General features: G+C 64.8%; 21 protein-coding genes. 10 read left to right on the top strand and 11 right to left on the bottom strand.

From position 1 onward, the window contains the following. Positions 1-108: 108 nt before the first annotated feature. From DVDV_RS01710 to hflX, 5 genes are all read left to right on the top strand, one after another. Complete coding sequence (locus DVDV_RS01710; RefSeq protein ID WP_075353023.1) at positions 109-2,481, top strand: glycosyltransferase family 39 protein; 2,373 nt, start codon at positions 109-111, stop codon at positions 2,479-2,481. 230 nt (positions 2,482-2,711) lie between these two features. Next, positions 2,712-3,488, top strand: coding sequence for an anaerobic ribonucleoside-triphosphate reductase activating protein (locus DVDV_RS01715; RefSeq protein WP_075353024.1), 777 nt, complete (start codon positions 2,712-2,714; stop codon positions 3,486-3,488). Continuing rightward, positions 3,406-5,403: a ribonucleoside triphosphate reductase gene (locus DVDV_RS23100; RefSeq protein ID WP_254845190.1), complete on the top strand. Its 1,998-nt coding sequence runs from the start codon at positions 3,406-3,408 to the stop codon at positions 5,401-5,403. The genes DVDV_RS01715 and DVDV_RS23100 overlap by 83 nt, the downstream gene beginning before the upstream one ends. A gap of 247 nt (positions 5,404-5,650) precedes the next feature. Further along, complete coding sequence (locus DVDV_RS01725) at positions 5,651-8,017, top strand: glycosyltransferase family 39 protein (RefSeq protein ID WP_083634541.1); 2,367 nt, start codon at positions 5,651-5,653, stop codon at positions 8,015-8,017. Between the two features lie 244 nt (positions 8,018-8,261). Beyond that, complete coding sequence (gene hflX / locus DVDV_RS01730) at positions 8,262-9,998, top strand: GTPase HflX (protein WP_254845191.1); 1,737 nt, start codon at positions 8,262-8,264, stop codon at positions 9,996-9,998. On the opposite strand, the gene DVDV_RS01735 is transcribed toward hflX, so the two are convergent. The 6 genes from DVDV_RS01735 to DVDV_RS22615 form a co-directional block, all read right to left on the bottom strand. Continuing rightward, positions 9,931-10,803 (bottom strand): alpha/beta hydrolase, encoded by an 873-nt coding sequence (locus tag DVDV_RS01735; protein ID WP_075353001.1) that lies wholly within the window; start codon positions 10,801-10,803, stop codon positions 9,931-9,933. The two genes, hflX and DVDV_RS01735, sit on opposite strands and share 68 nt — an antisense overlap. A gap of 215 nt (positions 10,804-11,018) precedes the next feature. Then, entirely contained in the window at positions 11,019-11,714 is a 696-nt protein-coding gene (locus DVDV_RS01740; RefSeq protein ID WP_075353002.1) for an amino acid ABC transporter permease, read from the bottom strand. A gap of 10 nt (positions 11,715-11,724) precedes the next feature. Continuing rightward, entirely contained in the window at positions 11,725-12,426 is a 702-nt protein-coding gene (locus DVDV_RS01745) for an amino acid ABC transporter permease (RefSeq protein WP_075353003.1), read from the bottom strand. A gap of 98 nt (positions 12,427-12,524) precedes the next feature. Next, positions 12,525-13,343 (bottom strand): ABC transporter substrate-binding protein, encoded by an 819-nt coding sequence (locus DVDV_RS01750; protein WP_075353004.1) that lies wholly within the window; start codon positions 13,341-13,343, stop codon positions 12,525-12,527. A gap of 54 nt (positions 13,344-13,397) precedes the next feature. Continuing rightward, positions 13,398-14,126 (bottom strand): amino acid ABC transporter ATP-binding protein, encoded by a 729-nt coding sequence (locus tag DVDV_RS01755; RefSeq protein WP_075353025.1) that lies wholly within the window; start codon positions 14,124-14,126, stop codon positions 13,398-13,400. Positions 14,127-14,359: 233 nt separating this feature from the next. Then, positions 14,360-14,524 (bottom strand): hypothetical protein, encoded by a 165-nt coding sequence (locus DVDV_RS22615; protein ID WP_175577041.1) that lies wholly within the window; start codon positions 14,522-14,524, stop codon positions 14,360-14,362. A 376-nt stretch (positions 14,525-14,900) separates the two neighbouring features. Here DVDV_RS22615 and DVDV_RS01760 point away from each other — a divergent pair, with 376 nt between their 5' ends. The 3 genes from DVDV_RS01760 (at position 14,901) to DVDV_RS01770 (ending at position 18,399) form a co-directional block, all read left to right on the top strand. Further along, the gene (locus tag DVDV_RS01760; protein ID WP_075353005.1) at positions 14,901-15,572 is read left to right on the top strand and encodes a response regulator transcription factor; all 672 of its coding nucleotides are present in this window, start codon (positions 14,901-14,903) and stop codon (positions 15,570-15,572) included. Beyond that, complete coding sequence (locus DVDV_RS01765) at positions 15,556-16,986, top strand: cell wall metabolism sensor histidine kinase WalK (RefSeq protein ID WP_075353006.1); 1,431 nt, start codon at positions 15,556-15,558, stop codon at positions 16,984-16,986. Before DVDV_RS01760 ends, DVDV_RS01765 begins: the two co-directional genes overlap by 17 nt. Positions 16,987-17,106: 120 nt before the next feature. Further along, positions 17,107-18,399, top strand: a complete 1,293-nt coding sequence (locus tag DVDV_RS01770; RefSeq protein WP_075353007.1) for an EAL and HDOD domain-containing protein — start codon at positions 17,107-17,109, stop codon at positions 18,397-18,399. A 368-nt stretch (positions 18,400-18,767) separates the two neighbouring features. Here the strand turns inward: DVDV_RS01770 and DVDV_RS01775 are convergent, their stop codons facing one another. Then, positions 18,768-19,364, bottom strand: a complete 597-nt coding sequence (locus DVDV_RS01775; RefSeq protein ID WP_075353008.1) for a hypothetical protein — start codon at positions 19,362-19,364, stop codon at positions 18,768-18,770. 134 nt (positions 19,365-19,498) lie between these two features. On the opposite strand from DVDV_RS01775, the gene cls reads away from it, so the two are divergent. Beyond that, a complete protein-coding gene (cls, locus tag DVDV_RS01780; protein WP_075353009.1) occupies positions 19,499-20,911 on the top strand; it encodes a cardiolipin synthase in 1,413 nt (470 codons plus the stop codon). A gap of 183 nt (positions 20,912-21,094) precedes the next feature. Here the strand turns inward: cls and DVDV_RS01785 are convergent, their stop codons facing one another. Next, positions 21,095-21,349 (bottom strand): Mor transcription activator family protein, encoded by a 255-nt coding sequence (locus tag DVDV_RS01785; protein ID WP_043640180.1) that lies wholly within the window; start codon positions 21,347-21,349, stop codon positions 21,095-21,097. Positions 21,350-21,487: 138 nt separating this feature from the next. Here DVDV_RS01785 and DVDV_RS01790 point away from each other — a divergent pair, with 138 nt between their 5' ends. After that, complete coding sequence (locus tag DVDV_RS01790) at positions 21,488-22,327, top strand: XRE family transcriptional regulator (protein WP_075353010.1); 840 nt, start codon at positions 21,488-21,490, stop codon at positions 22,325-22,327. A gap of 92 nt (positions 22,328-22,419) precedes the next feature. On the opposite strand, the gene DVDV_RS01795 is transcribed toward DVDV_RS01790, so the two are convergent. From DVDV_RS01795 to DVDV_RS01805, 3 genes are all read right to left on the bottom strand, one after another. Then, positions 22,420-24,474: a methyl-accepting chemotaxis protein gene (locus tag DVDV_RS01795; protein WP_075353011.1), complete on the bottom strand. Its 2,055-nt coding sequence runs from the start codon at positions 24,472-24,474 to the stop codon at positions 22,420-22,422. A gap of 677 nt (positions 24,475-25,151) precedes the next feature. Beyond that, positions 25,152-25,745, bottom strand: coding sequence for an IMP cyclohydrolase (locus tag DVDV_RS01800; protein ID WP_075353012.1), 594 nt, complete (start codon positions 25,743-25,745; stop codon positions 25,152-25,154). Positions 25,746-25,886: 141 nt separating this feature from the next. Continuing rightward, positions 25,887-26,459, bottom strand: a complete 573-nt coding sequence (locus tag DVDV_RS01805) for a lipopolysaccharide assembly protein LapB (RefSeq protein WP_075353013.1) — start codon at positions 26,457-26,459, stop codon at positions 25,887-25,889. Positions 26,460-26,742: the final 283 nt, after the last annotated feature.

Here is a 26,742-nt window from a genome sequence, read left to right on the forward strand (position 1 = left end):
ACATTTTGGATACCGTCCGCCTATCGTATTGACTTTCCCGACGTTAGCGGACCACTCTCAAGTTATTGCATCCCATTTGAGGTGGTTGTGGGGAGTGTGTTTGACCGCTTGAGCGTCGTTGTTGCACGCCAATCCCGGAGTATCCCCACCCTTGTCCTTGGCCTTGCAGCCTTTCTGATCTTTTACCGCCTCGGCGCGCCGTCGCTGTGGCTGGACGAGGCGGCCGCACCGCTCAATGCCAGCCTCCCGGTTTCCGCCATCCTGGAGCTGTCGCAAAGCCTGGAAGAACATCCCCCGCTGTTCTATCTGCTGCTCAAGGCCTTTCTCACTCTGGGGAAAAACGATTTTATCGTGCGCCTGCTGCCGGCCCTGGCCGGCCTTGGCTGCGTGGCCCTGGTCATGGCCGTGGGCACGCGCCTTTTCTCCCGGCCTGTGGGCCTGGCCGCTGCCGCACTGTGGCTGGCCATGCCCCAGGACCTGTGGCTGTCCCGCATGGCCCGGCCCTATTCCCTGTGGCTCTTTTTTTACCTGTGCGCCCTGTATTTCCTGGCCGGCTTCCTCAAGGACGGCCGGCTGCGCTCCATCTGGGGCCTGCTGGCCAGCGCCGCGCTCATGGTCGCCACCCATTACCTGTCCTTTCCCCTGCTGGCCGCCATGGGCTGTTGCCTGCTGCTCGTCCCGCCCCTGGCCCGGCCCCGGTCCCGGATGCCGGCTGTGCTCCTCTACGCCGCCGGCTGCGCCGGCATCACCGCTGCCGCCTATTTCGGGCTGATCCGGGCCAGCCAGACCCCGGCCCTCATTGCCGCTTCCGACGAAACCATGGCCGACGCGGCCCGAGCCGTTGGCGAGGCCCTTTTGGGCGTTTTGTACCTCTTCGAAATCCCCCTGGCCCGGCTGCTGGTGGCGCTTGCCGCCGGACTGGGCTTTTGGGCCCTGCTGCGGGCCGACCGCCGGTCCTTTACCCTGCTTGCCATCCTCACCCTGGTGCCGCTCGGCCTCCTTGTGGCCCTGGGCAAGGCCACCGGGCTCTATGCCCGCCACCTGTCGGGCCTTGGCATCCCCATCGCCCTGGCCATGGCATCCGGACTGGGCTGCCTGCCCCGGCTGTCCCCCCGGCTGCCGGCCGTCACCGTGGCCGTGCTGGCCCTGGCTGCCCTGGGTCCGCTCCTGTGGCACCGGGACCGGTTTTACGCCGTCGGCAGCTACCAGGTGCCGATCATCGGCAACAACTACAAGCTGGCCGCCGCCGGGATCGCCGGACTTTTCGGCCCGGCCACGGTGGTTTCCTTTGGCAACGCCTTCTACGGCAATGTCGTGTCCTGGTACCTGGCCCAGTCGCCCCGGCCAAACGCCGTGGACAACCCCGGCCTGACCCCGGACGACCGGACCGCCACCCTGCTCTTTGCTGCCGGCGGCCATTGGGGCTATCTAGCAGAAAGCGCTGACGATTTCGATGCGCGCATTGGCCGGGGGGCCGTGCGCCACCAGATCGAAACCTCAACGGTCCTGGCCCTGTCCGTGCCCCGCGATCCGGTTCGCCGCATTCCCGCCTTGCCGGGCCGGGCCGGCCTGCCCATGGGCTACCGGGATTTTTTCGCCACAGCCAACATTGCCCGGGGGGTGCGCCACCACCAAAACGCCCGAGGGCCGGCCATTATTCCCATCCAAAACGACGCCCAGGGGCAGGTGCGGGCCGTCTTCGCCCTCAACGCCCCGCCAGAACCCCAGGAAATCCGCATCAATGTCCTTTTCGACAACACCGGCCAGGACAACACCCTGGCCGCCCTGGTGCGCTTTGACGACGAGCCGCCAACCAGCCACCCCCTGTCCACCGGCTACGACGCCACCCATCAGCGCCAGATCGCCCTGCGCCGCGACGCCCCCTACACCACCCTGACCGTGGACCTCCTCCTGCGCGCGACCTCCCGCACCCCGACCCTGGCCGGCGGCTCCCAGGAGACCCTGCGCCTCACCGGCCTGGAAGCCTTTTTCTGTCCGGCCCGGGACGCGGCAGCCTGCCTGGACAGCGCCGAACGCCATCTCACCGCCAGCCTGCTGGCAAACTATCTCGAAGAACGCTTCAGCCCGACAACCGACGCCACCCAGGCCGGGCTCCCGGCCGAGCGCGACAACATCGCAACAGTCCCGGACAGCCGCCTGGGGGAATGGTCGGCCCGCACCCCGGCCGATCCTTCCCGGCCGGGCGTCATTCGCCTGACCCTGGCCACCAGCCGGGACCGGCTGTCGTTTTTCCCCCGGGTCGGCCAGGACGGCATGGTCCGGATCTGGGCCACCCACCCAAACGGCGGCCGCCGACTCCTTTTTGCCCTGCAAAACCTCACCGACCGCTGGACCCCGATAAGCGCCCGGTACGAGTTCATCGTCCCGGATTGGCTCAAGGACCAGGAAGCGGTCGTTGACCTGGAACTGACCGGCCGCTGGTCCCAGGTGTGGACCCTGGGCGACGCCCTGCTCTTTTGATGACGCAACCGCTTTTGCCGCCTGCCGCTTTCTCGAAAAAAAGATCGTCCGGCATGGCGCGGCCTTGCCGGATTCGATCTGTCGGCAAGCCGGCCGGCCCCTTGATTTCATCGGTCCCGGGCGTATGACGAAAGCGGCTTGGGGAGTGTTGGGGACGTCCCAGCCTCGGCGCGTTGGGGAGCGGGCCGGGGGTCGAACAATCTTTCTATCATTTCGGCATCGTTTACAAAATGACCTACACATCCGCCTGGAAGCTCGTGCGTGGCATCGAGCCCATGTCCCTTTGCGATTGGCCGGGACGCCTGAGCGCCGTGCTTTTTTTCGGCGGCTGCAACCTGCGCTGTCCCCACTGCCACAACGCCGCCCTGGCCTGGTCGCCCCAGACCGGGCCGCTTGTGGCCGAGAAAGACGTGCGCCGCTTTGTGGCAACCCATAAACGCTGGCTCGACGGACTGGTCATCACCGGCGGCGAACCCACCCTGACTCCGGGGCTGGTCGATCTGGCCACAGCCGTTGCCGCCTCGGGCCTGCCGGTCAAGGTCGATTCCAACGGCCTGCGCCCGGATGTCCTGGCCGAGCTCTTAGCCGGCCACCCCGACGTGCACCTGGCCGTGGACGTCAAAGCCCCCTTTGCCGACTATCCGCTTGCAACCGGCCACAAGGTCGATGCCGCCACAGCCCGCGCCTGCCTGGAGCAGGTCTTTGCCCTGGCCGCGTCCCATGCCGGGCGCATCCAGTTTCGCACCACCCGTGTGCCCGAACTGTCCGAGGCCGACCTGAGGGAGATCGGGTCGCTGCTGCCGGCCGGACACGCGCTCACCTTGCAACCTTTCAGGCCGATTGCCAGCCACGGGGAGGAGAGGAACCATGCCCAAGCAGATTCGCAAACGCGACGGTTGTCTGGAGACGTGGAGCACCCAGCGCATTGCCCAGGCCATCTTGAAAGCCCTCAAGGCCAGCGGCATCAAGGACCCGCTCCTGGCCACCCGGCTGGCCGGGAAGGTTGAAGGGAAGCTGGCTGAGCTTGGCAACGACGTGCCCGAGCAGGAGCATGTCCAGGATGCCGTGGAGTTGGTGCTCATGGAGTCGCGCCTTTATGGCGTTGCCCGGCGCTACATCGTCTACCGGGAAAAACGCCGGGAGCTGCGCGAACAAAAGGCCGCCTTCCTCGACATCGCCGACGTCATCGACAACTACATTGCCAAGACCGACTGGCGGGTGGCGGAAAACGCCAACATGACCCACAGTTTCCAGGGACTGATGCTCCACCTCTCGGGCACGGTGCAGGCCCGCTACGCCCTTGGCAAATATCCCGAAGAGGCCCGGGCCGCCCACGAGCACGGCTATTTCCACATCCACGACCTGTCCTTCGGTCTGGCCGGCTACTGCGCCGGCTGGAGCCTGCGCGATCTGCTGCTGGAAGGCTTCAATCTCCAGGGCCGCTCCAGCGCCGGCCCGGCCCGCCACTTCGACACGGCCCTCGGCCAGATGGTCAATTTCCTGGGGACGCTGCAAAACGAATGGGCCGGCGCCCAGGCGTTTAACAACGTCGATACTTATCTGGCCCCGTTTATCCGCCACGATGGGCTGACCTACCGCGAAGTGCGCCAGGCCATGCAGAAGTTCATCTTCAACCTCAACACCACCTCGCGCTGGGGCGGGCAAAGCCCGTTTACCAACCTCACCTTTGATCTGGCCCCGCCAAAGCACTTGGCCAACGAGGCCGTCATCATCGGCGGCACACTGCAGGACGCGGTCTACGGCGACTTCGGGCCGGAAATGGAGATGATCAACCGGGCCTTTTTGGAGGTCATGGGCGAGGGCGACTTTGACGGCCGCATATTCTCGTTTCCCATCCCCACCTACAACATCACGGCCGAGTTTCCCTGGGACGGCGAGATCGGCCGGCTGCTGCTGGAATTGACCGCCAAGTACGGCGCGCCCTATTTCCAGAACTTCATCAATTCCGACCTCTCGCCGGAAGACGTGCGCTCCATGTGCTGCCGGCTGCAGATGGATTTGCGCCAGTTGCGCAACAAGGTGGGCGGGCTTTTCGGGGCCGGCGACCTGACCGGATCGGTCGGCGTGGTGACGCTCAATCTGCCCAAGCTGGCCTTTCTGGCCCAGGGCGAGGAAGACTTTCTCGATCTCGTCGGCGAATATGCCGAGTTGGCCAAGGATGCCCTGGAATTCAAGCGCAAGATGATCAGCGACAACCTGGAGCGCGGGCTTTTCCCCTGGACCAAGCGCTACCTGACCAACGGCTTCAAGGGCCATTTCTCCACCATCGGGCTGGTCGGCGGCCATGAGGCCTGCTTGAACCTCCTGGGCAAGGGCATCGAGACCGATGCCGGGGTGCGGCTCATGACCCGGATGCTGGAGCATCTGCGCACATTGACCGCCGGCTTTCAGGAGGAGACGGGCAACCTCTACAACCTCGAAGCCACCCCGGCCGAAGGCACGAGCTACCGTCTGGCCAAGATCGACAAATCGCTGTACGCCGACATCAAGGCCTCGGGCAACGGCACGCCGTATTACACCAATTCGACCACCCTGCCGGTCGGGCTGTCGCGTGACGTGTTTGCCGCCCTGGAGCATCAAAACAAGCTCCAGCCGCTCTATACCGGCGGCACGGTGTTCCACACCTATTTAGGCGAAGCCGTGGCTGATGTGGAGGCGCTCAAGTCGTTTATCGTCAAGGCCTTTACCATGACGAAAATCCCCTACCTGTCGATTACGCCGACGTTTTCCATCTGCAAGACCCACGGCTACATCAAAGGCGAGCATTTCGAGTGTCCGGACTGCGGCGCAGCCTCGGAAGTGTTCACCCGCATCGTGGGGTACTATCGTCCGGTGTCGCTGTGGAACAAGGGCAAGCAGGCGGAATATGAGGAGCGGTTGACGTACGGGGAGATTTGTTAGGGGGCGTACAGGCGCGTTGAATCACAAGCGGGCGGGGTCGTCCCCACCCGCTTGTCGTTGTGGGAGCCCGGCCCGGCCTCTTGCCGGATTTCGGGCTTGCGGGTATAGAGCCGCTTGCTTGGCGCGCGACGGCTGTGCCCGGACAGCCGCACCCTGGCGCAGGGCTGGATAGTGCCGCCCGGACCCAAAATAATCCCAACAGGGCCGCAGGAACCTTCCCTCGGCGCAGCCTGCCCACGCCTTGACGATGCCCCAACCGAACACCCCGCATACTCCCGGCTCGACCGCCACAGGCTGGTCGCTTGGCCTTATACTCTGCATAGGCGCGTTGGCCCGGCTGTATCATCTCGATGTACCGTCGCTGTGGGCCGACGAAATCCAGGCCACCTTCGGCGCTTCCTTTCCCCTGCCCTATCTTTTCCGATGGATCATGACCATCGAGGTGCATCCGCCAACCTACCACCTGCTCCTCAAGCTGTTCCTGCTGTTCGGCGATGCCGACGCCATTGTGCGGCTCCCCTCGGCCATGGCCGGCATTGCCTCGATCTATCTGGTCTACAAGATCGTACGCGAATCGTTTAGCGCCAACGAAGGCCTGTTCGCGGCCGCGCTCCTGGCCTCAAACCCCCTGCATATCTGGATTTCCAGACAGGTTCGGCCCTATGCCGTGCTCGTTGCCCTGCTTTGCCTGAGCTATCTCTACCTCCGGCGCTACTTCGCCAATCCCACCAGACGGACCCTGGCCCATTTTTGCCTGGCCAACGCGCCCCTGGTGCTGCTCCACCTCGTCAGCATCCTTATCCTCGGCGCGCAGACCGCCGTATTTGCCAGCGCCGCCGTAAGCCGGCGCATCTCCTGGAAGCAGGTGGCCCTGTTCCTCGGGGCCAGCGGCCTGACCTTCGTCCCCCTGGTTCCGGTCTTTGTCAAAACCCTGCTGGACCGGCCGGATGTGTCAGACCCGCTGCCCTATGGCGAGGTCCTGGCCAAGACCCTGGAAAACCTGGCCGGGCTGTTTGATTTCTTTCACACCGGCTGGCTGCTGGCCCTCCTGGCCGGCCTGCTTGGCCTCGGACTCTTCCGGCTGGCCCGGACCCGTCCGCGGGAACTCGTCTATCCCCTGGCCTTTGTCCTCGTCCCCCTGGCCGCCATCATGGCCAAGCGATACGCTTCGTACTACTTCCCGACCCACGTAAGCTTCATGCTGCCGGTGCTGCTGCTGCCGGCCAGCCTGGGCGCAACCTTCCTGTGCCTGGGGAAACGCGGCCTGTGTCTGGCAGCCGCGCCGGCCCTGGCCGCAGCCCTGGCCCTGGCCACCTGTGTCCAGCAGGCCGACAAGCTCTATCGCACCGAGTCCAACATCATCACCTGGTGGGACTTCGGCACGTTTAAAACCATGGGCAGGGAATTTGCCAGCCGCTTCCACGCAAAGGATCTCATTGTCGTGGAGGACCCGTTCATCGCCGATGCAACCAACTGGTACTACCGGCGCTTTGTCGCGGACAACATCCTGGAGAACCAGACGGTCGGGCCGCAGGATGCCACTGCCGACGTCACGTTTTTGTCCCTGCGTCCGGGCTTTGGCGACCTGTGGCCGGCCGTGGCCCGACTGCGCGACCAGGGCAGCGCCGCAACGCCGTTTCGCCTGGACGCCCTGCACGGCCTGACCTTTTCCCTGGCGCGAACACCGGGCGCGAGCCTGCGCGCCCTGCCCTTCGAGGCCACCTTCACCGCCGCCCCGGATGACGTGTATGTGCGCGCCCGGTCCCTGTCGCATCTGGCCATCCAATCCTCCGGCGGCTTCGCCCTCTCCCCCACCGGCTACGACACGCCCGGAATCGTGGAATACGAAGTCCGAAACGACGCCGGCCTCCTTCCCGGCAATCTGGCAATCGGTCTGGCCTATGACAATCCGGGCGAGGGCAACACCATTGTGCTGGAGTACGCCTACGACGACGGCCCCTACCAGCGCGCCACCGTCAGCGAAACGGCCAATGCCGCCAAGTTCTCCCTCCTCCAGCTGGAGGTGCCCCAGCCCTTTTTGCGCCTGCGGCTGCGCGCCCAGCTCGTCTGCCGCCAGCGCACGCCCTACGCCGTCAGCGGCAACCGGCACGGCCTGCGCCTAAGCGAACTCTTTGTCTCCCTCTACGACGAACACACCAAAGGCCCTGCCGCAAACGCCATCACCGCCTGGCTCAAAGGCCGGCTCCTGGAATCCTACCAGGGCACCGGGTTTCTGCGCTCCGGTCCAAAGCAATCCTACGTGGTGGACCAGCCCGAAAACGTCCGACTCCTGCGCGAACATGACGAGGCCGTCACCCTCGCCCAGGCCTCCCCGGATCGGCCGGTCACCGTGACGGCCACCCTCCCGGCTCCGGGCGGCCGGCTGGTCTTTTATCCCCGCGTTGCCGACGACGGCAGGGTGACCGTCACCCAACTCGATGCCCAGGGGAACGGCCGCGAGATCTTTTCCCTCCAGGGGCTGGCCGGAAAGTGGTCGCCGGTGGCGGCCCGGTACGCCATAAACGTCGGCCAGGACCCCGCCACCCTCCAAATCCGGCTCACCGGCGGGGCGCAACTGTGGCAGGTCGGAGACAAGCTCCTGTTCACACCCTGAACCGGTCCGGCCCCCGCGCCCCCTTGCCGGAAGGTCCGTTCCCGCGATATATGGCTCCATCGCGGTTTCTTCACGACAGACGGGCCCCCGCCTGACGGAAAAACCGCTCCCCCACCCCCTCCAACAAAAAGGATTCGCCATCGCTGCCAAGGTCATCGGCAATGTGATCGGGCTCAAGCCCAGTCAGCTCAAAGCATTGGAACGGCTGGGAACACGGCGGTATCCCTCCGTTGGCGGCTACACCATCGATCAGGCCCGGGAACTGGCCGCCATCGCCTACGGCATCGGCCGGCAGGTGGGCTTGCTCATCGACCGCAAAGGCCGCCCGGCCCACATCATCGTCGGCAGCCAGAAGGGCATCCTCATCCCGGAACTCGACCGGGCGCGCTTAAGCGCCGGCCGGTTGCGCGGACTGCGCCTGCTGCACGTCCACCTCTCCGGCGAGCCGCTCAACGAAGAAGACCTGACCGACATGCTCTTTTTGCGCCTGGACTCGGTCGCGGCGCTGACCATCGACGGCCTGGCCGCGCCGGTCGCCCTGCATGTGGCCCACCTGCTGCCGCCGGGAGCCGGGGATGCGCCCTATGACGTGCTGCCGCCGCGCCCCTTTGACCGGGTGGATGAGGACTTCACCGCCCTGGCCGAGGCGCTGGAAGCCGAGCTTTCCCGCGAGGGCGAGCGCATCGACACGCCGGGCAAATCCGCCTCGGGCCGGGACCGCGCCGTGCTGGTCAGCGTGGCCAGTTCCCCCAAGGCGACCCAGGAAGCCTCCCTCGATGAGCTGGCCGCTTTGGCCGACACGGCCGGCCTGGACATTGCCGAGCGGGTGGTGCAGCGGGTGGCGACCGTCAATCCGAAATTTCTCCTGGGCAAGGGCAAGCTGGCCGAAATCGAGATCGCGGCCCTGCGGGCCGGGGCGTCGCTCCTCGTCTTTGACGGCGAACTGTCCCCGTCCCAGATCAGAAACCTGGCCGAGGTGACGCAGCTGCGGGTCATCGACCGCACCCAGCTTATTCTGGACATCTTTGCCCAGCACGCCGCCACCCGCTCGGGCAAGCTCCAAGTGGAGATGGCCCAGCTCAAATACCTCCAGCCCAGACTCGTGCGCCAGGATCGGGCCATGTCCCGGCTCATGGGCGGCATCGGCGGCCGGGGACCGGGCGAGACCAAGCTTGAGGTGGACCGCCGGCGCATCCGCGAACGGATCGGCCGCATCAAGGACGAGCTGAAGGAATTGCGCAAGCGCCGGGCCGCGGCCAGGGCCGGCCGGGCCAGGGCCGGACTGCCGGTGGTGTCGCTGGTCGGCTATACCAACGCCGGCAAATCCACGCTGTTAAATACCCTGACCGGCAGTGCCGTGCTGGCCGAAAACCGGCTTTTCGCCACGCTTGACCCGACCAGCCGCCGGCTGCGTTTCCCCAGCGACCAGGAGATCATCCTGACCGACACCGTCGGGTTTATCCGCGAGCTGCCCAAGGAACTCAAGGAAGCCTTCCGGGCCACGCTGGAAGAACTGGAAGCGGCCGACCTGCTCATTGCCGTGGCCGACGCCTCCCATCCCGAGGTGGAAGCGCAAGCCGCTGCCGTGGCCGACATTTTACAAGAGATGGAGCTGGGGGATGTGCCGCGCCTGTTTGTGCTCAACAAATGGGACGCCGTGCCCGAGGATCTGCGCGCGCCGCTGCGCAATGTCTTTCCCGAGGCCATAACCCTCTCGGCCAAAACCCGCGACGGCCTGGGCGAGCTGACCACGGCCATCCTTGGCCGGGTGCGCAGCGGGCCGGGCGTGCGGGTGACGCGGCACGAAGGCGGTGCCCCGGACGCGAGCGCCCCGGACGATGCGCTCCGGGACGACTTGGCCGACACGGACCCATCCCTTTATCAGGACGACTTGGCCGGCCCGACCGGGCCGATCAGGACGCCGCGCCGGACGCAGCTTCAGGGGCCGCCGCCGGAAGGGACGAACCCAGACACCCTTTGAGAAATTCCCGGATGATTTGCCAGTAGCGGGGGCTGTCGAGGATGTTGTTGTGGGTGGCGGCGGCAATGACCTCGTAGGTCTTGGGGCCGGGCCACAGCCCGGCCAGGGCCTCGGCCCGGGCCGGCGGGATGAGATGGTCGTCGCCGGCCACCAGGAACAGGGCCGGAGCCGTGATCCGGGCCGCGTCCGGGGCCACGTCAAAGGGATGTTTCATCAAGAGCCGCACCGGGGCAAACCGGTGGGCAGCCTGCCCCACGGCAGCCAGGGAATCGTAGGGCGTAATCAGGATGATGCCGGCCACCGGCCGATTGGCGGCGACATAGGCGGCCACGCCCGAACCGAGGCTTCGACCCATGACCACAATGCGCCCGTCCGGGCCGAGCTTTGCCAGCAGCGCGTCATAGACGGCCAGAGCATCGGCCTTGACCGCCGCTTCGGACGGCTTGCCGTCAGACCCGCCGTAGCCCCGATAATCCACCCCGGCCACGGTATAGGCCCGCAGTTCGTTGGGCGACCACAGGAAAAAGCCGGTCTGCTCCTCGGCGTTGCCGGAAAAATACAGCACGGCAGGCTGCAGCCGGCCATCGCGTTCCCGCGGCAGATAGTAGCCGCGAAGGGTTGCCCCGTCGGCCGCGGTGACGGCAAACGGCTCCAGGCGCGGATAATAATGCCTGATCTCCTCCACCCGGGCCGGATTGGCCACCCGTCCGGGGAAGACCATGCCGTCCTGGCCGACATAGAGCAGCGTCAGATAGCCGCAGTAGGCCAGCATCGCGGCGATACAGGCAATGGCAACGTATTTCATGGCGCTCCCGGATAAAGGGCATCTTGAATTCTAAGAGTGCCTCCGGCGGCCAAAGGGGTGACCCCTTTGGAATCCCTCCTGGAAGGCAAGGGTTTACTGCGCCCTGCCATATCCCCTTAAAAACTTCCCCCTTTGCAGGGGTCCGGGGGGATCATCCCCCCGGCCGCCGGAGGCATCTTCGCCTTCGCCCTCGCCTTCACCTTCGCCTTCGTCTTCTACCGGCCCCGGGCCTGGTAACGGTTGATGCGGCGTTCCAGGTAGCGGGAGAATTCCGTCAGGCAGTAGCAGATGACGAAATAGAGCAGGGCGATGGTGATGAAAATTTCCGTTGGCGCGGTCAGGGTGCGGTTGTTGACCTGGGTTGCGGCCTTGGTCAGTTCGTTGACCCCGATGATAAAGGCCAGCGAGGTGTCTTTGGTCAAGGAAACGAACTGGTTGACGAAAGACGGGATCATGTTGAACAGCGCCTGGGGCAAAATGATGAAGACCATGGCCTGGACATGCGACAGGCCCGAGCCTCGGGCCGCCTCCATCTGGCCCTTGGGCAGGGCCTCGACCCCGGCCCGGACGATCTCGGCGATGTAGGCGCTGGTGAAGACGATGAGTGCAATCAGGGCGCTTTCGGCCTCGGGCAGGCTGTGGCCGAAAACCACCGGAGCCAGGAAATAGAACCAGAACACCACCATAAGAAGCGGCGTGCCTCGGATGATCTCGATAAAGGCCATGGCCGGCCAGCGCAGCCGGCGTTTTTTGGAGATGCGCATGAGGCCGCAACCCAGGCCCAGCCAGAACGCGCCGAAGATGCCGGCGACGGCCAGGATGACGGTCATGGCCAGACCGCCGAGCGGTCCTTGCGGATAGGCCCCGATAAGCAGGTAGTCGAAATTTTTGTAAACGGTGTCCCAATGCATCGTCAGCCTCCTACCGTGAACGGACGTGCAGCACGTACCGATTGTAGAGGTTGACGGAGAACGACACGATCAACGAAATGGTCAGGTACATAAGGGTCGAGACGGTAAAGGCCTCAAAGCCGTGAAAGGTGTGGGCCTCGATCTGCCGGGCCATGTAGGTCAGATCCATAACGCCGATGGTCATGACCAGGGACGAGTTTTTGATCAGGTTCAGGAACTGGGAAATAAGCGGCGGTATGATGACCCGGAAGGCTTGGGGCAAAATGACGTAGGCCATGGCCTGGAGAAAAGACAGGCCGCAGGCCCGGGAGGCTTCGAGCTGGTTTTTGGGGATGGAAAAAATGCCGGACCGGATTTCCTCGGCGATAAAGGCGGCGGTGTAGACGGTCAGGGCAATGACGCCGCAGGCGAACTCGAAGTCGCGGGCGTAGAGCCACTCGTTGACGGCGTCGGGAAGCACACTGTACGAGCCGAAATACCAGAAGAAAATCTGTACCAGAAGCGGCGTGTTGCGGAAAAATTCCGTAAAGGAGGCTGCCAGCCAGACCAGCGGGCGCACCTTGGACAGCCGCAAAACGGCCACCATGGTGCCAAGCCCGAGGGAGAGCACGATGGATATGCCGGAGATGTGCAGGGTGGTGCCCAGGCCCGAAAGGAGCCACTGGCCGTATTCCCCGCTGACCACCTGCCCGAAATCGAATTGATACGCCAAGAGTCATCCCCAAAGGGTGGCCGGAGCAAGCCCCGGCGCAAGGGCGGCCGGAGGGATTTCCCCCCGGCCGCGTGGCAAACGTCGTTTCCCCGCCTCGGCTACGGCCAAAGCTCCATCTTCCAGGTCAGGGGGATATAATCCTTGGTGTCCTTGCCGAACCACTTCTCGTAGATCTTCTGGTATTCGCCCTTTTCCCACATGTCCATGAGGGCCAGGTTGACGAAGTCGCGCAGATCGGAATCGTTCTCCGGCAGGCCCAGGCCGTAGGGCTCGGGCGAAATGTATTCGCCGACGATGTCCCAGGCTTCGGGCTTGTCGTCGCTGTTCTTGATGCCGACCAGGATGGACTCGTCCGTGGTCATGGCCTGGACCTTGCCCTGCTTGAGGGCCAGGAAGGCCTCGGGGTAGGTCTCAAAGGAGATGACGGTGCAGTCGGGCTGGGCCTTTTTCACGTTCTGCTCGGAGGTGGAACCCTTGACGGAACCGACCTTTTTGCCGGCCAGATCGGCCACGGACTTGATGCCGCCGTCTTTTTTGACAAGCAGTTTCTGCCCGGTCATGAAATAGGTGATGGAGAAGTCGACCTGATCCTCACGCTCTTTTTTGTGGGTCATGGTGGCGGCCACGATGTCCACGGCGCCCTGGGTGAGCATGGGGATGCGGGTGGAGGAGGTCACGGGCTTGAGTTCCAGCTTCACGCCCAGGCGCTGGGCCAGGGCGGCCATGAGGTCGATTTCAAAGCCCACGATCTGGTTGGACTTCTCATCCACGAAACCGAAGGGACGCTGGGAGTCCTTGACGCCGGCGACAAGCGTGCCGCGCGATTTGATGTCGTCGAGCTTGCCGGCCAGGGCGGGCATGGCCGCAACGAGGGTCAGCAGGCAGGCAAGGACGGTAATCCGGGCTGCAATGCGCATGGGAGCCTCCTTTAGGCGTTTTGAGGGTTCGCGGGCCAACGCCCGCTTCTGGCGCTAGAGAATTTCCTTGAGGAAAAGCCGGGTGCGGTCGTGCCGGGGATTGCGGAAGAATTCCAGCGGCGCGGCACTTTCGACTATCTCGCCAAAGTCCATGAAGACCACCCGGTCGGCCACTTCCCGGGCAAAGCCCATTTCGTGGGTGACGCACAGCATGGTCATGCCGTCGCGGGCCAGATCCTTCATGACATTTAAGACTTCGTTGATCATTTCCGGGTCCAGCGCCGAGGTCGGCTCGTCAAAGAGCATGACCTTGGGCTGCATGGCCAGGGCTCGGGCGATGGCCACACGCTGCTGCTGGCCGCCGGAGAGTTCGGCCGGAAATTTCTTGGCCTGTTCGTGGATGCCGACGCGCTCGAGGAGAGCCAGCCCCAGTTCGTCGGCTTCCTTGCGCGGCATCTTCTTGACCTTGACCGGAGCCAGGGTGATGTTTTTGAGCACCGACAGGTGGGGATAGAGATTGAACTGCTGAAACACGATGCCGATGTCGCAGCGCAGCCGGTTGACGTCCACGTCGTCGCCGTGGATATCGTGGCCGTCAAAGAGGATATGCCCCTTTTGGTATTCTTCCAGGCGGTTGACGCAGCGGATCAGGGTGGATTTGCCCGACCCTGACGGGCCGCAAATGACAAGCACTTCGCCCTGGTCCACGGAATCCGTGATGCCCTTGAGCACGTGGAAATCGCCGTACCACTTCTGGACGTTGTGAAATTCAATCATGGGCATGGGCATACCGGTCCTTTAGGCAAAAGCGAATTCGATCGCCTTGCGGCGGCCGCAGGCGGCAAAACGGCAAGGCGCTTCTGAATGCCCAAAAGTGCGCGAAACAACCCGTTTTGTCAATCCGTGGCCGGGCGTTGCGGGACCCTGCCGGAGACCACAAAAAAGGCCGGGGTTTCCCCCGGCCTCGGTGCGGCGACGTCCGGCAGGCCGCAAACCGCCGCAACCCTGATAAAGCTCTAGTTGGTGGTGGCGGGCTTGGCCTTTTTCTTGGCCTTGAGCACCTCGGAGTAGCTGCTGGTGTCGCCCTTGGTGGTCTTTTTGGTCTTTTTCTTGGTGCCGGCGAAAGCCATGGAGGTGGCGAGCAGGCAGGACACGACGGTGAAAATGATGACCTTCTTCATGATATAGTCTCCTTCAACGGTAAACGTTTTGACTGAAAGCTCCCCCAACCGGCCACAGGGGGTTCCCGGCAGCGGGAACCATCCTCATGCATCGACCGGGGTACCGGGTCGACGCTTCGACAGGCATCGGTCTAGGCCCCCCTCCCTTGCCGGCCGCTTACGGTCCCATTACAGCCTTGACATGTATTTTCATGAATATTTCAATACGTTACATTACTCTTACCAGCCAATTACAGAAATGAAAAAAGGCTGAAAACCATGGCCTAACCCTCCGCTGGTCATTATGTGCCCGGCTATGTATAACGATAGCCAGCACACACGGCAGCCGGCGCCCGACAGCCCGGCCGCCCACTCAAGCCCAAAGGACGACCGCCCCATGCGCATCCTCCTCGTCGAGGACGATGAAAAAATTGCCTCCTTCATTCTGGGGGGCCTGCGGCAAAGCGGCTTTGCCGCCGACCATGCCGCCAACGGTCCGGACGGCCTGCATCTGGCCGCCACGGAACCCTATTCCGTGGCCATCATCGACGTGATGCTGCCGGGAATGGACGGGCTCAAGGTGATCGAGGAACTGCGCCGGCGCAAGGTCATGACCCCGATCATCATCCTGTCGGCCAAACGGTCGGTGGAGGACCGGGTGCGGGGCCTGGAGACCGGCGGCGACGACTACCTGTCCAAGCCTTTCTCCTTTGCCGAACTGCTGGCCCGTGTCCAGGCGCTCATCCGCCGGGCCACCAGCGCCGCCGAACCCACCCGCCTGACCGTCGGCGAACTGTCCATGAATCTGCTGACCCGGGACGTGACCCGGGGCGAAACCTCGGTGCAGCTCCAGCCCCGCGAATTCGCCCTGCTCGAATACTTCATGCGAAACCCGGGCAAGGTGCTCTCCAAAACCATGATCATGGAGCATGTCTGGGACTACCACTTCGATCCCCAGACCAATCTGGTCGACGTGCTGGTATGCCGGCTGCGCAACAAGATCGACCGGGACTACGAGAAAAAGATGCTCCATACCCTGCGCGGAGTCGGGTATGTTCTCAAGGAGTAGGCGGCCGCTGTTCCGGTCCACCACCCTTCGTCTCACCGGCCTGTATTCCCTCATTTTCATCGCCAGTTCGGTCACGCTTTTCCTGCTGGCCTATTCCCTGCTTTCCCGGGCCGTGCGCGAAGGCGACCGGGTGGCCATGACCCAGAAGCTGCGGGAATATGTTTCGGTGAGCCAGAAAAAGGGCCTTTCCGGCCTGCTCGATTTTTTGCACCTGGAGCGGGAAAACATCGACACCGAGCAGTATCTGCTGCGCGTGGACGCCCCGGACGGCACACCCCTGATCGACCTCGCCCCGGACGAGACCCCGCATCTGCCAGGCACCCTGCCCATTGCCCCGGGACAGTCCGTCCAATGGTTTTTCTTGCCCGACCCGGCCGAAGAGGGGAGCCTGAACGAGGTGGCCTGCCGCACCCTGCCCGGCGGCGGGGCGGTCTATCTCGGCAAGGATGCCAGTGAACGCGAGGAACTCCTCGCCCGCTTCCGGGTCATCTTTGCCGGCATCATGGTCCCGGTGGCTCTGATCGGCCTGGCCGCCGGCTTTGTCCTGGCCAGGCGGGTGCTCACCCCGATAAAGGACCTGATCGACACCGTCCGGGCCATCGACACCGGCCGCATGGACGCCCGGGTGCCGGAAGTGGGGGTGGATGACGAATTGAGCGAACTGGCAAGGCTTTTTAACGCCATGCTGGACAAGATCCGCACGCTTATCACCGGGATGCGCGAGGCGCTCGACAACGTGGCCCACGACCTGCGCACTCCGGCCACCCGCACCCTGGCCGCCGTGGAAGTGGCGGCGGCCACCAAAAACGATCCCGAGGAACTGCGCGAAGCCCTGCTCGACTGCGCCGAGGAAACCCGGCGCATGGTGTCCATGCTCGGCATCCTGATGGACATCTCCGAGGCCGAGACCGGGGCCATGCGCCTGCACCTGGGGCCTGTGGACATGGCCGTCCTGGTGGCCGACGCCGTGGAACTCTACGAATACGCCGCCGAGGCCAAGCAGGTGTCCCTGCTCGGCCAGGCCAACGGCCCTTTGCCGGTGGTGGCCGACGCCGACCGGATGCGGCAAGTGCTGGCCAACCTGCTGGACAACGCCGTCAAGTACACGCCCCAGGGCGGTCAGGTGACCATCGCCGCCACCCAGGTGCCCGGCGGGGTGGCGGTCCGGGTGGCCGACACCGGCGAAGGGATGCTCGCCGACGAGATTCCCCGCATCTTCGACCGCCTCTACCGGGCCGACAAAAGCCGCTCCAAACGCGGCCTGGGCCTGGGCCTGTCGCTGGTGCGGGCCGTGCTCTTCGCCCACGGCGTGACCATCGAGGTGCAAAGCACCCTGGGCCGGGGCAGCGCCTTCACCTTCACCCTGCCTGCGCCGGCCCCGTCCGGCCAGCCGGGCCCGGACGGCCGGGCCTGAGGCGGCGACGCGGCCAACAATCAGGAAAAACCATTGTCAACGCCACGCGCCTGGGGCATGTTTGAGACAAACCAGCCTGGTTTTGCCGCACCCAAACGTCAACCGAGACCGGGGTCGATCATGAGCGATAGCGGCCAGCAGGGCGCCAGTCCGTTTTTTTTCACCAAACAGGCGCTCTTCGACGTCAAGCGCAAGCTATGGGGCTACGAAATCCAGGGCGGGGCCGAAGCCTGCGCCGCCCTGGCCTGCTTTGCCGACCAGGAACAGTTGGCCGGCTCCCTGGCCTCCACGTCCTACATGGGGGTGCAACATGCCGTGGAGCGCGGCAAGAAGGTGGTGGCCCCGTTTGACGAGGCCGGCTTCCTGGCCCAGGCCCCCTATGCCCTGCCCCCGGCCCACGGCGTGGTCAAATTCATCGGCCGGGTGACCCAGACCAAGGCCGTCCTGGACGCCGCCAACCGGCTGCGCAGCGACGGCTATTCCCTGGCCGTGGACGTCGGCCCGGCCCACCCGGACCTGCCGGAGCTGGCCGAACTGGCCGATGTCTGGTGCTTCGACGCCGGCCAGGAAGGCGATCCGGCCGCCATTGCCGCCATCGCCCGCAAGGGGGGCGGCAAGGCCACCCTGTGGGCCTCGCGGGTGGCCAACCTGGACCATTTCGAAAGCCTCAAGGCCGCCGGCTTTGCCCTGTTCCAGGGCCGGTTCTTCAAGGAACCCGAGATCATTGCCGAACGCAAGCTCACCTCCCACCAGATGAGCCGGTTCCAACTGCTCACCCTGATCGAGTCCGAGGACCCGGACGTGGACGCCCTGGCCGAAGCCATTTCCGCCGACGTGTCCGTGAGCTTTCGGCTCTTGTCCTATTTAAACAGCGCCGCTTTCGGATTCCCGCAAAAAATCCAGTCCATCCGCCAGGCCATCATGGTCCTTGGCAGCATCAAGATCCGCAACTGGCTGCGGGCGGTGCTTCTGGCCGACATGTCCCAGGGCGGCGACATGCCCCGTGAACTGGCCGAACTGTCGCTGCAGCGCGCCCGGCTCATGGAACTTGTGACCATGCGCTACGATTTCTGGGATTTCAATCCCAGCACGCTCTTTTTGCTCGGACTTTTTTCCCTGCTCGACGCCATCCTGGGCCTGCCCATGAGCAAGGTGGCCGAGCATCTGCCCCTGGATGAAAAGCTCAAGTCCGCCCTGCGCCGGGATTCGCAAAACGAATACCAGCCTCTGCTCGATCTGGCCGAGTGCATTGAGGATTCCGACTGGGCCAGGTTATCCGAACTGACCCGCCGGCTGGGCCTGGAGCTTGACGCCGTCAAGGTCTGCGCCAGCGAGGCCATGGCCTACAGCAGCGGCTTTTTCGTCAGCCAGGCCGATGTCCCGCCGCCCCCGGGCAAACGGGTCCACCAGTAGCCCCGGCCACGTCGCCTACAGCCCGTCAAAAAGCCGGCCCGTCCTCCCCACCAGGGAAGACGGGCCGGCTTTTTCCGTTATGGCCGCGCGTACGCCCAGGACGACGGCTCACCCGCCAGCGCAAACCACCCGTCCCCAAACTTTTCTCTTTGCAGGGTCCGGGGGGATCATGCCCCGGCCGCCGGAGCAACGGTGTTGCACATCAAGCGTATGCTTCGGCTCTCCCGTTCAAAAACCGCCCGGACGAGCAGCCCACGCGAAGAACTCCTCGAAGAACTTCTTCCGTTGGGGGGTCCGGGGGCCTCAGGCCCCCGGCCGCCGGAGGCATCTTTCTCCTGCCTCCTGCCTCCCCGTCTCCGGCCTCCCCTTTACACCGACGGCAGCGCGCCGATGGCGGCGGTATCGACAGCCAAACGCACGATGCCGTCTTCGTAGGCCGCGACCAGCCCGGCCGGGATGGCCACTTCGCGCGCGCCCCACAGATGGCCCTGGCGCAGCAGCAGTTCGATCACCCGGCCGGTGTGGGCCTCGACGTGCACGCCGTCGAGCCGCCCCACCTTGCCGTCGGTGGCCCAGACCGCCTCGTGGCCGGCCAGGGCGACCGAACCGGCCGGCGTGGCCGGGCGTTCGATGGTCCAGCCTGACGGGGCTAGCGGCAGTTTGCACTTCTCGTCAGCCGCCAGATGCAGGAAAAACGCAGGCGGATAGTATTCGGTCAGCACGTATTCGCGCATGGCGGCCAGCTTGGCGGCGTCGCAGGACAGGTGCACGCCGTCTGCGCCCGTTTCGGCCACGAACTTCTCGGCAACCAGGCGCAGGGTGTTGGGCAGGGCGTTTTCGCGCACCACAAGCCAGGTGGCCCGGCCATGGGAAGGATCGACAATGACGTGTTCGACCCGCCCGACCAGGGTTTTGCCGGCATACACCGGGGCGGCCAGGGGCAAATTGAGCATATGTTCGGACATGGGTGTCTCCGGTTGGGGTGCGTGGGATCGCGGCGTTTCTTGCCGGGACTGCCCTGTGCGTATAGAAGGATGCAAAGGCCGGTCAAGAACAATGCGCGTTTGTGCGTCGCTCCAGTGCCGGCCGGGGAGGCCTCGTGCTGTTCGTCATACTCGGCCTGTGCCACCTCATCGGCATTGCCTCGGCTTCCCGGGCCCTTTTCACTGCCCGCTCGTCCCAGGGGGCCATGGCCTGGGTCATGGCCATGATCACCTTCCCGTATGTGGCCGTGCCGCTGTACTGGATTTTCGGGCGCAACCGCTTCCAGGGCTATGTGGCCTCGCGCCGGGCCGGGGACCGCATCGTCAATGCCATGGCCCCGGAACTCAATGCCGGCCGGGCCTTCCCGGACAGCCACGCTCCGGGCCTGCCAAGCCTTTTTCCGGTCCTGGAACGGCTGGCCGAACTGCCCTTTACCGCCGGCAACGACGTGCGCCTGCTGATCGACGGCGAGGCCACCTTCGAGGCCATCTTCGCGGCCATCGACGCGGCCAAGTCCTACGTCCTGGTCCAATTTTTCATCATCCGCGACGACACCATCGGCCGCCGGCTCCAGGAACGGCTCATCGCCCGGGCCAGGGCCGGGGTGGCCGTGCGCGTGCTCTACGACGAGATCGGCTGCCACAAACTCGATGCCAGCTACATTGCCGAACTGGTCCGGGCCGGGGTGAAAATCTCGCCGTTTAACACCACGCTCGGCTGGCGAAACCGCCTGCAGCTCAACTTCCGCAACCACCGCAAGATCGTGGTGGTCGACGGCACCACCGCCTTTCTCGGCGGCCACAATGTCGGGGATGAATATCTCGGCCAAAATCCCCGCCTGGGACACTGGCGCGACACCCACGTGCGCATCGCGGGACCGGCCGCCGCCCTGGTCCAGCTCACCTTCCTGGAGGACTGGTACTGGGCCACCCGGGAGACGCCGACCCTGGCCTGGGACCTGCGTCCGGCTCCGGGCGGCGAGATGTCGGCCCTGGTCCTGCCCACCGGCCCGGCCGACGACATCGAATCCTGCGACCTGTTTTTCTTCCAGGCCATCTCGGCGGCCAAAGACCGGCTGTGGATCGTCTCGCCGTATTTCGTGCCGGACCGGGAAATCGTCTCGGCCCTGCAACTGGCCGTGCTTCGCGGGGTGGACGTGCGGGTGATGCTGCCGCAAAAGGCCGACCACCACATGGTCTATCTGGCCTCGTTTTCCTATCTCACCGACCTGGAGACCCTGGGAGCCAAGTTCTACCGCTACCAGGACGGTTTTTTGCACCAGAAGGTCATCCTGGTCGACGACACCATGGCCAGCGTGGGCACGGCCAACTGCGACAATCGTTCGTTTCGCTTAAACTTCGAAATCACCCTGGCCGTGGCCGATCCGGGTTTCATTGCCGCAGTCGAGACCATGTTGCTGGCCGATTTCACCCAGTGCGTCCGGGCCACGGCCGAGGACTACTCGGACCGGTCCTTTGTGTTTAAAATCGGCGTCATGATGAGCCGCCTGTTTTCGCCGATCCTGTAGGGCCGCGCCCAGGCCCCCAAGGTTTCGGACGGCCCAGCCGGCCGACGCGCGCCGTTGGGGGGTCCGGGGGCCTCAGGCCCCCGGCCGCCGGAGGCTCTTCTCCCTCTTCCCGCACACTCCCTTGTCCTAAAAAAACCGCCGGACCAGCCGGTCCGGCGGTGGGCAGGGCGGACCGCAACCCGGCTAATGGGTTGTGTACAGGATGCGCCGCAGATGTCGGTCGGACAGTCCGTACAGGTCGCGCAGGGCGAACAGGTCCACGCCGTCGCGGTGGCGTCGCCTGATCTCGGCATCACGCCGACGTTTGCGGGACGAGGTCCCGTTTGGAATATCCAGCCGGCAACCGCCCCAGGCGGCGATCAGGGCGTCCAGGGCAGCCCGGGCGGCTTCTTCTCCCAGGCTCTGCGCCAATGTGGCCTCCAATTCGGCTTCACGCATTGCAACCGTCTCCGTGGTCTTTGAGTGGAACAGCGGCCTTGCCTGCGTGACGAAATATTCCTAATTGGAATATTTGTCAAGAATATTATTCCAAAAAAGGAATGGACATTCTCTCCCCGCCTGGGGCACAATCCGAACATGATACGTCCGGCTACGCCCCCGCCCGGCCCGGAAGACGGCCCGTTTCGCACCGAGGAGGACCAGTATTTCTGGAAGGCCCTGGTGGAACTGACCGCCGTGGAAGAGGCCAACCAGGGTGATCTGGCCGCCTTTGTCGGGGTGAGCCAAGGCTATGTGAGCAAGATCCTGGCCGGCAAGCAGGTGCCCAAGGCCCGGCTGCGCCGCCGGTTCGCGGAATTTTTCGAGCTGCCCTATGAGGACATGATGACCCTTGGCCGCCAGCGACTGGAAGCCATGCCCTACCCGGCCGAGGGGCCGCTGACACGGCGCTGCCAGGTGCGCGAGCCGGCCTACGGCGGCAGCGAGGCCGGCGGCGGCGGCCGGGGCGGGGGCGGGGAACACGCCGCCCTGCGCTCCATGCTGCGCGACCTGCGTTCGCGGGAGACGCGGGAATCGGGCTACACCGAGGTGCCGCTGCGCGAGGCCACGGCCTCCATGGGCGGCGGCTCCACCGAGACCGGCGACCGCACGCTGACCTACCTGAGCTTTCGCACCGATTGGATCCGCTCCAAGGGCAATCCCGAATACATGACCGCCATCCGGGCCTTTGGCGACAGCATGGAACCGACCATCACCGACGGTTCGGTGGTGCTCATCGACGAAGGCCGCCGCCAGTTCGTCAAAAACAAGGTCTACTACCTGCGCCACAACGGCCAGATGTACATCAAGCGGCTGGTGGACGTCGCCGGCCAGCTCGGCATTGTTTCCGACAACGACGCCAACATCCAGCTCGTGTCCGATGCCGACGATTTCGAGATCATCGGCCGGTGCATCTGGACCGCCCGGGAATTGGATTGATTCCATTTTTCCAGGCATATTTGGAATACTATTCCAAACAAAAGGCCCCGCTGCAGCGGGGCCTTTTGTTTGGCGTCCGGTGCCGGCCTCGGCTAACGGCGCTTGCCGTCGCCCCGGTCGCGGAAGGTGGCCACCAAATCCTCCAGGGCGTCCACCTGCCGGGCCATGGACTCCACCACCCCGGCCGATTCCCGCATTCCCTGGGCTATTTCCGAGGACAGCCGGCTGACCTGCTCCTCGGCCCGGTTGATCTCCTCGCTGGTGGCCGACTGCTCCTCGGCCGCCGTGGCAATGCCCTGGACCTGGGAGGAGGTGTCGTCCACCAGGGCCACGATCTCGCGCAGGGCCGCCTCGGACTCCTCGGCCAAGGCCGTGGCATTGGCCACGGCCTGGGTGGCTTCGTCCACCTTGGCCATGCTGTCCCTGGCCCCGGTCTGGATGGCCCCGATGGAGGCCCCGACTTCCTTGGTGGCGGTCATGGTCTTTTCGGCCAGCTTTCGGACCTCGTCGGCCACGACGGCAAAGCCGCGCCCGGCCTCGCCGGCCCGGGCCGCCTCGATGGCGGCGTTTAGGGCCAGCAGGTTGGTCTGGTCGGCAATGTCGGAAATGACGTTCATGATGGTCCCGATGGCCTGGGCCTTGGCCCCGAGCTCGTCCATGCCGGCCTTGACCTCGCGGGACACGGTATCCACCCGGCTGATGGCGGCCATGGACCGCTCGACCACGGTGCGGCCCTCCATGGCCTGGCCCCGGGCGGCGTCGGCCTTGGACGAGGCCTCGGCGGCATTCCTGGCCACCTCAAGGACCGTGGCGTTCATCTCTTCCATGGCGGTGGCGGTTTCCGTGGTGCGGCGTTCCTGTTCCTCCACCGAGGCCGTGACCGTGCGTATTTCCCGCGACAATTGCTCGGCCACGTCGGTGAGCGCCTCCATGACCCCCTGCAACCGGTCGGCAGCCAGGGCCATGCCCTGGCTCTTGGCGGCTTCGGCCGCCTCCTGGGCGGCGTGGGCCTCTTCCAGGGCCTTGGCGGCCCGGTCGGCCTGGGCCATGGCTTCCCCGCCCTTGGCGTGGGCCTCGGCCAGATTGGCCTTGATGCTGGCGGTCATGGCCGAGAGAGCCTCGCCCAGGGTCTGCAATTCGTCGCCGGAATTGATGTCCAGGCGGCGGTTCAGGTCGCCCTTGGCCACAGCCGCGGCAAACTCCACGCAGACCCGCAACTTGCCAAGGACAGCCACCCCGAGCAACACGATGATGGCCACCAGGATGGCCACGGCCAGGCCCAGGGCGATGCCGGCGTTTTGCCGGGTGGCGGCGTCGGCAAAGGCATTGAATTCGGCCAGCGGCGCTTCGACCACCACCAGCCAGCCCGTCCTGGCGTCGCGGGTGACGGCGGCCAGATGCTCGCCGGCGGCGTCGCGGTACTCCAGGACGGCGGTGCCGGTGCTTCCCAGGAGGCGCTTGCCGAAATCCGTGGCCGCAAGGTCGGTCTTCATGAGCTGGGACTTGTCGGGATGGGCCAGGACCATGCCCTGGCCGTCCAGAATGAAGGCGTAGCCGGTCTGGCCGATCTTGGTGGAGGCCAGGTCCGCCGTCAGGGACTCGAGATCCATGCCGGTATTGACCACGCCGACGGTCTTGCCGGCAGCGTCCTTGACGGGCTGGGCCAGGACCACGGCCGCCTTGCCGGTGGTGCGGCTGATGATGGCCTTGGAGACCACATTGCTCTTTCCTTCCCGCATGACCAGTTTGAAGTAATCCCGGTCGTCGACCTGGACCTTGCCGATGGCGGCCGGGGTGGACGAAGCCGTGGCCAGGCCGGTGGCGTTAAAGACGTTGGCGTAATCCGCGCCGGTCATGCCCTTGCCCATGGTGGCCAGCAGGGCGCTGGCCGCGGCCACATCCTGGCCCTGGGCGGCGGCCATGAGCAGCGGCGCGGTGGCGAAGCTGCCAAGCAGCTTGGTATTGGCGCTGACCGAATCGTTGATGTCCTTGGACAGGGCCTGGCTCAAAAGGGCCATGGACTCGCTCTCGACGTTTTTAAAGGCCGCTTTGACGGTTCGGTCATTGAAATACACCAGGGTTGCCATGCCGAGGATGACGATGCCAAGGATCGGGCCGAAAAACTTCGCGCGAAGTGACAGGCGCATCTCGTTCCCTCCTGACTGGTTTATCAACCGCGGGAACGCAACGGCTGGCTAGGCTATCTGTATGCCACAGCCTGCACTATCTGTCCACTTGCAGCGCGGCAGGTTGTTGCCCTGGCAACGGCCCGCCAACGCTGCGGCGATGATGGCCGGTTTGCCTGCACACCAGCCCTGTTGCGCAGGCGTGTGTCGGCCACAGGCAGGTTTTACTACCACAAAGACTGTACGCGTTAAACGTTACGCCGGACGCAAAGAAAAAGCCTGTCCCAAGGGGCAGGCAACGCGTTGAAAACGATGTCCGAAAAGAGGACCAAAGAGGCCTTGCCCGCAGCACTGCGGCCCGGGGCAGGGCGCAGCCGGCCGGGGCCGGCAACAAACCGGCCCGGCCGGAAGACGCCAGGGAGATGCGGGGGGTGACGAGCCGTTCGCCCTGGCGATAACGCCGCCCCCCCTTACCCATTTGGGGGGTCCGGGGGCCTCAGGCCCCCGGCCGCCGAAGCAACGGTGCTTCCCATCAAGCGCCAACGGCCAGGGCCTCCTCGCCTCTTTTCCATACGCAAACTGCCGCTCTCCGGCTCAGCAACGCCCACAGTCAAATCAAACTCCTCCAGGAGGGATTCCAAAGGGGTCACCCCTTTGGCCGCCGGAGGCATCTTCTCTTTCTTCTCTGTCTCGCTGCGCTAGGCATTCGCCAGGTAGGCGGCGATGGCGTCGTCATAGGTGCTGGTCTGGCGGAAGGTGGCGGCGGCGGTTTTCTGGCGCAGGGGAAGCGGCGCTTTCATGCCGTTTTGGGCCAGGGTGTCCATGACTTCGGCATAGAAGGCCGGGTCCGGCACCACCAGGATGGAGGCGAAATTTTTCGCCGAGGCGCGAAGCAGGGTCGGGCCGCCGATGTCGATCTGTTCGACCATCTCGGGCAGGGGCAGTTTTTTCTCCAGGGCCTTGCCGAAGGCGTAGAGATTGACCACCACCATGTCAAAGGCGGCAATGCCGTGCGTGTCCAGAGTGGCCAGATGTTCGGGGTTGTCCTTGTCGGCCAGGATGCCGCCGTGGACGCTTGGGTGCAAGGTTTTGACGCGGCCGCCGAGGATCTCGGGGAAACCTGTCACGTCGCTGACGGAGGTCACGGGCAGTCCCGCTTCCGTGAGCAGTTTCCGGGTGCCGCCGGTGGAGACGAGTTCGACCCCGGCCGCACTGAGAAACCGGGCCAGTTCGGGCAGGCCGGTCTTGTCCGTGACGCTTAAAAGCGCCCGTTTGATGGGCAGAAAATCCATGCTGGACCTCACTTTTTCAAGCGAGGTGGCATAAAGCGGCCGGCTTGGCAAGGGCGCGGGCCATACCGTCCCGGGGCGTCCGGCCGGGGCAGACCCCGGGCCGGACGTCCTGGAGGGGATATCCGCGTAAAGGGCGGGAAACTAGGCGGCGACGCGCTTGAGTTCCTCGGCCAGTTCCCTGGCAGCGGCATTGGCCGGGTCCTGGAGCAGGATCTGATCCAGTTCGTTGCCGGCCTCGGCGTGGCGGCCGAGGTTCACCAGGCAGCCGGCCAGGGTGAAGCGGACCTCGTGCTTGATGGGGTCAACGGCCAGATAATCCTGGAGATAGGGCACGACTTCTTCCAGGCGTTCGTCGGCATGGGCCAGACGCACGAGGCCGAAAAGAGCCACGAGATTTTCAGGATTCTTCGTCAGGGCGCCCTTGAAATGGGTGAAGGCCTCGGCCGCTTCGCCGCGCTCCATCTCAATGAGGGCCATGCCGGACAGGGAGCGGTCGTCGGCCTCGATGGAGGAGGCCTTGCGGTACAGCACCATGGCCTCGTCGAGCTTGCCGCGCTGGACGGCAATGGTGGCCAGGCCCAGATAGGGGTCGGGGTGCACGCCGTTATTGGTCATGGCCTTGCCGTAATACTCCTCGGCCTTGTCCAGGTCGCCCATGAACAAATAGCATTCGCCGAGTTCCTTGTTGATTTCGTAGTCCAGTTGCCCACTCATGACATCCCCTCCGTTGGCAGCGGCCCGTTTCGTTGTTTTTGGGCCTCGCCGTTTCGCGCCGCCTGGCAGCGGCGCCAACAATGGTGCGTGTCGGCTTGCGCCGGCTCCGGCGGTTGCGGCCTGCCGGGCAAGGCATGTCAAGCAAAGCCTGTGCCAACCGTCCGGCCCCGCCCCGGCCCTTGCTCCATCGTCCTGACAGCACTGGGCGTTTCGGGAAATCCGCTCCGCTTTATTAGAAAGTGAAACGAATATCCGGAAAAAAATGCCCTGTTCCGGGCCCCGA

It is taken from the genome of Desulfovibrio sp. DV (genome assembly GCF_001936595.1).
Taxonomy (GTDB): domain Bacteria; phylum Desulfobacterota; class Desulfovibrionia; order Desulfovibrionales; family Desulfovibrionaceae; genus Solidesulfovibrio.

What these genes read in the sequence shown, in the direction of transcription:
- DVDV_RS01715 (WP_075353024.1), top strand. Translation starts at nt 2,712, where the DNA reads ATGACCTACACATCCGCCTGGAAGCTCGTGCGTGGCATCGAGCCCATG.
- DVDV_RS01725 (WP_083634541.1), top strand. Translation starts at nt 5,651, where the DNA reads ATGCCCCAACCGAACACCCCGCATACTCCCGGCTCGACCGCCACAGGC.
- DVDV_RS01735 (WP_075353001.1), bottom strand. Translation starts at nt 10,803, where the DNA reads ATGAAATACGTTGCCATTGCCTGTATCGCCGCGATGCTGGCCTACTGC.
- DVDV_RS01740 (WP_075353002.1), bottom strand. Translation starts at nt 11,714, where the DNA reads ATGCATTGGGACACCGTTTACAAAAATTTCGACTACCTGCTTATCGGG.
- DVDV_RS01750 (WP_075353004.1), bottom strand. Translation starts at nt 13,343, where the DNA reads ATGCGCATTGCAGCCCGGATTACCGTCCTTGCCTGCCTGCTGACCCTC.
- DVDV_RS01755 (WP_075353025.1), bottom strand. Translation starts at nt 14,126, where the DNA reads ATGCCCATGATTGAATTTCACAACGTCCAGAAGTGGTACGGCGATTTC.
- DVDV_RS22615 (WP_175577041.1), bottom strand. Translation starts at nt 14,524, where the DNA reads ATGAAGAAGGTCATCATTTTCACCGTCGTGTCCTGCCTGCTCGCCACC.
- DVDV_RS01760 (WP_075353005.1), top strand. Translation starts at nt 14,901, where the DNA reads ATGCGCATCCTCCTCGTCGAGGACGATGAAAAAATTGCCTCCTTCATT.
- DVDV_RS01765 (WP_075353006.1), top strand. Translation starts at nt 15,556, where the DNA reads ATGTTCTCAAGGAGTAGGCGGCCGCTGTTCCGGTCCACCACCCTTCGT.
- DVDV_RS01770 (WP_075353007.1), top strand. Translation starts at nt 17,107, where the DNA reads ATGAGCGATAGCGGCCAGCAGGGCGCCAGTCCGTTTTTTTTCACCAAA.
- DVDV_RS01775 (WP_075353008.1), bottom strand. Translation starts at nt 19,364, where the DNA reads ATGTCCGAACATATGCTCAATTTGCCCCTGGCCGCCCCGGTGTATGCC.
- DVDV_RS01785 (WP_043640180.1), bottom strand. Translation starts at nt 21,349, where the DNA reads ATGCGTGAAGCCGAATTGGAGGCCACATTGGCGCAGAGCCTGGGAGAA.
- DVDV_RS01790 (WP_075353010.1), top strand. Translation starts at nt 21,488, where the DNA reads ATGATACGTCCGGCTACGCCCCCGCCCGGCCCGGAAGACGGCCCGTTT.
- DVDV_RS01795 (WP_075353011.1), bottom strand. Translation starts at nt 24,474, where the DNA reads ATGCGCCTGTCACTTCGCGCGAAGTTTTTCGGCCCGATCCTTGGCATC.
- DVDV_RS01800 (WP_075353012.1), bottom strand. Translation starts at nt 25,745, where the DNA reads ATGGATTTTCTGCCCATCAAACGGGCGCTTTTAAGCGTCACGGACAAG.
- DVDV_RS01805 (WP_075353013.1), bottom strand. Translation starts at nt 26,459, where the DNA reads ATGAGTGGGCAACTGGACTACGAAATCAACAAGGAACTCGGCGAATGC.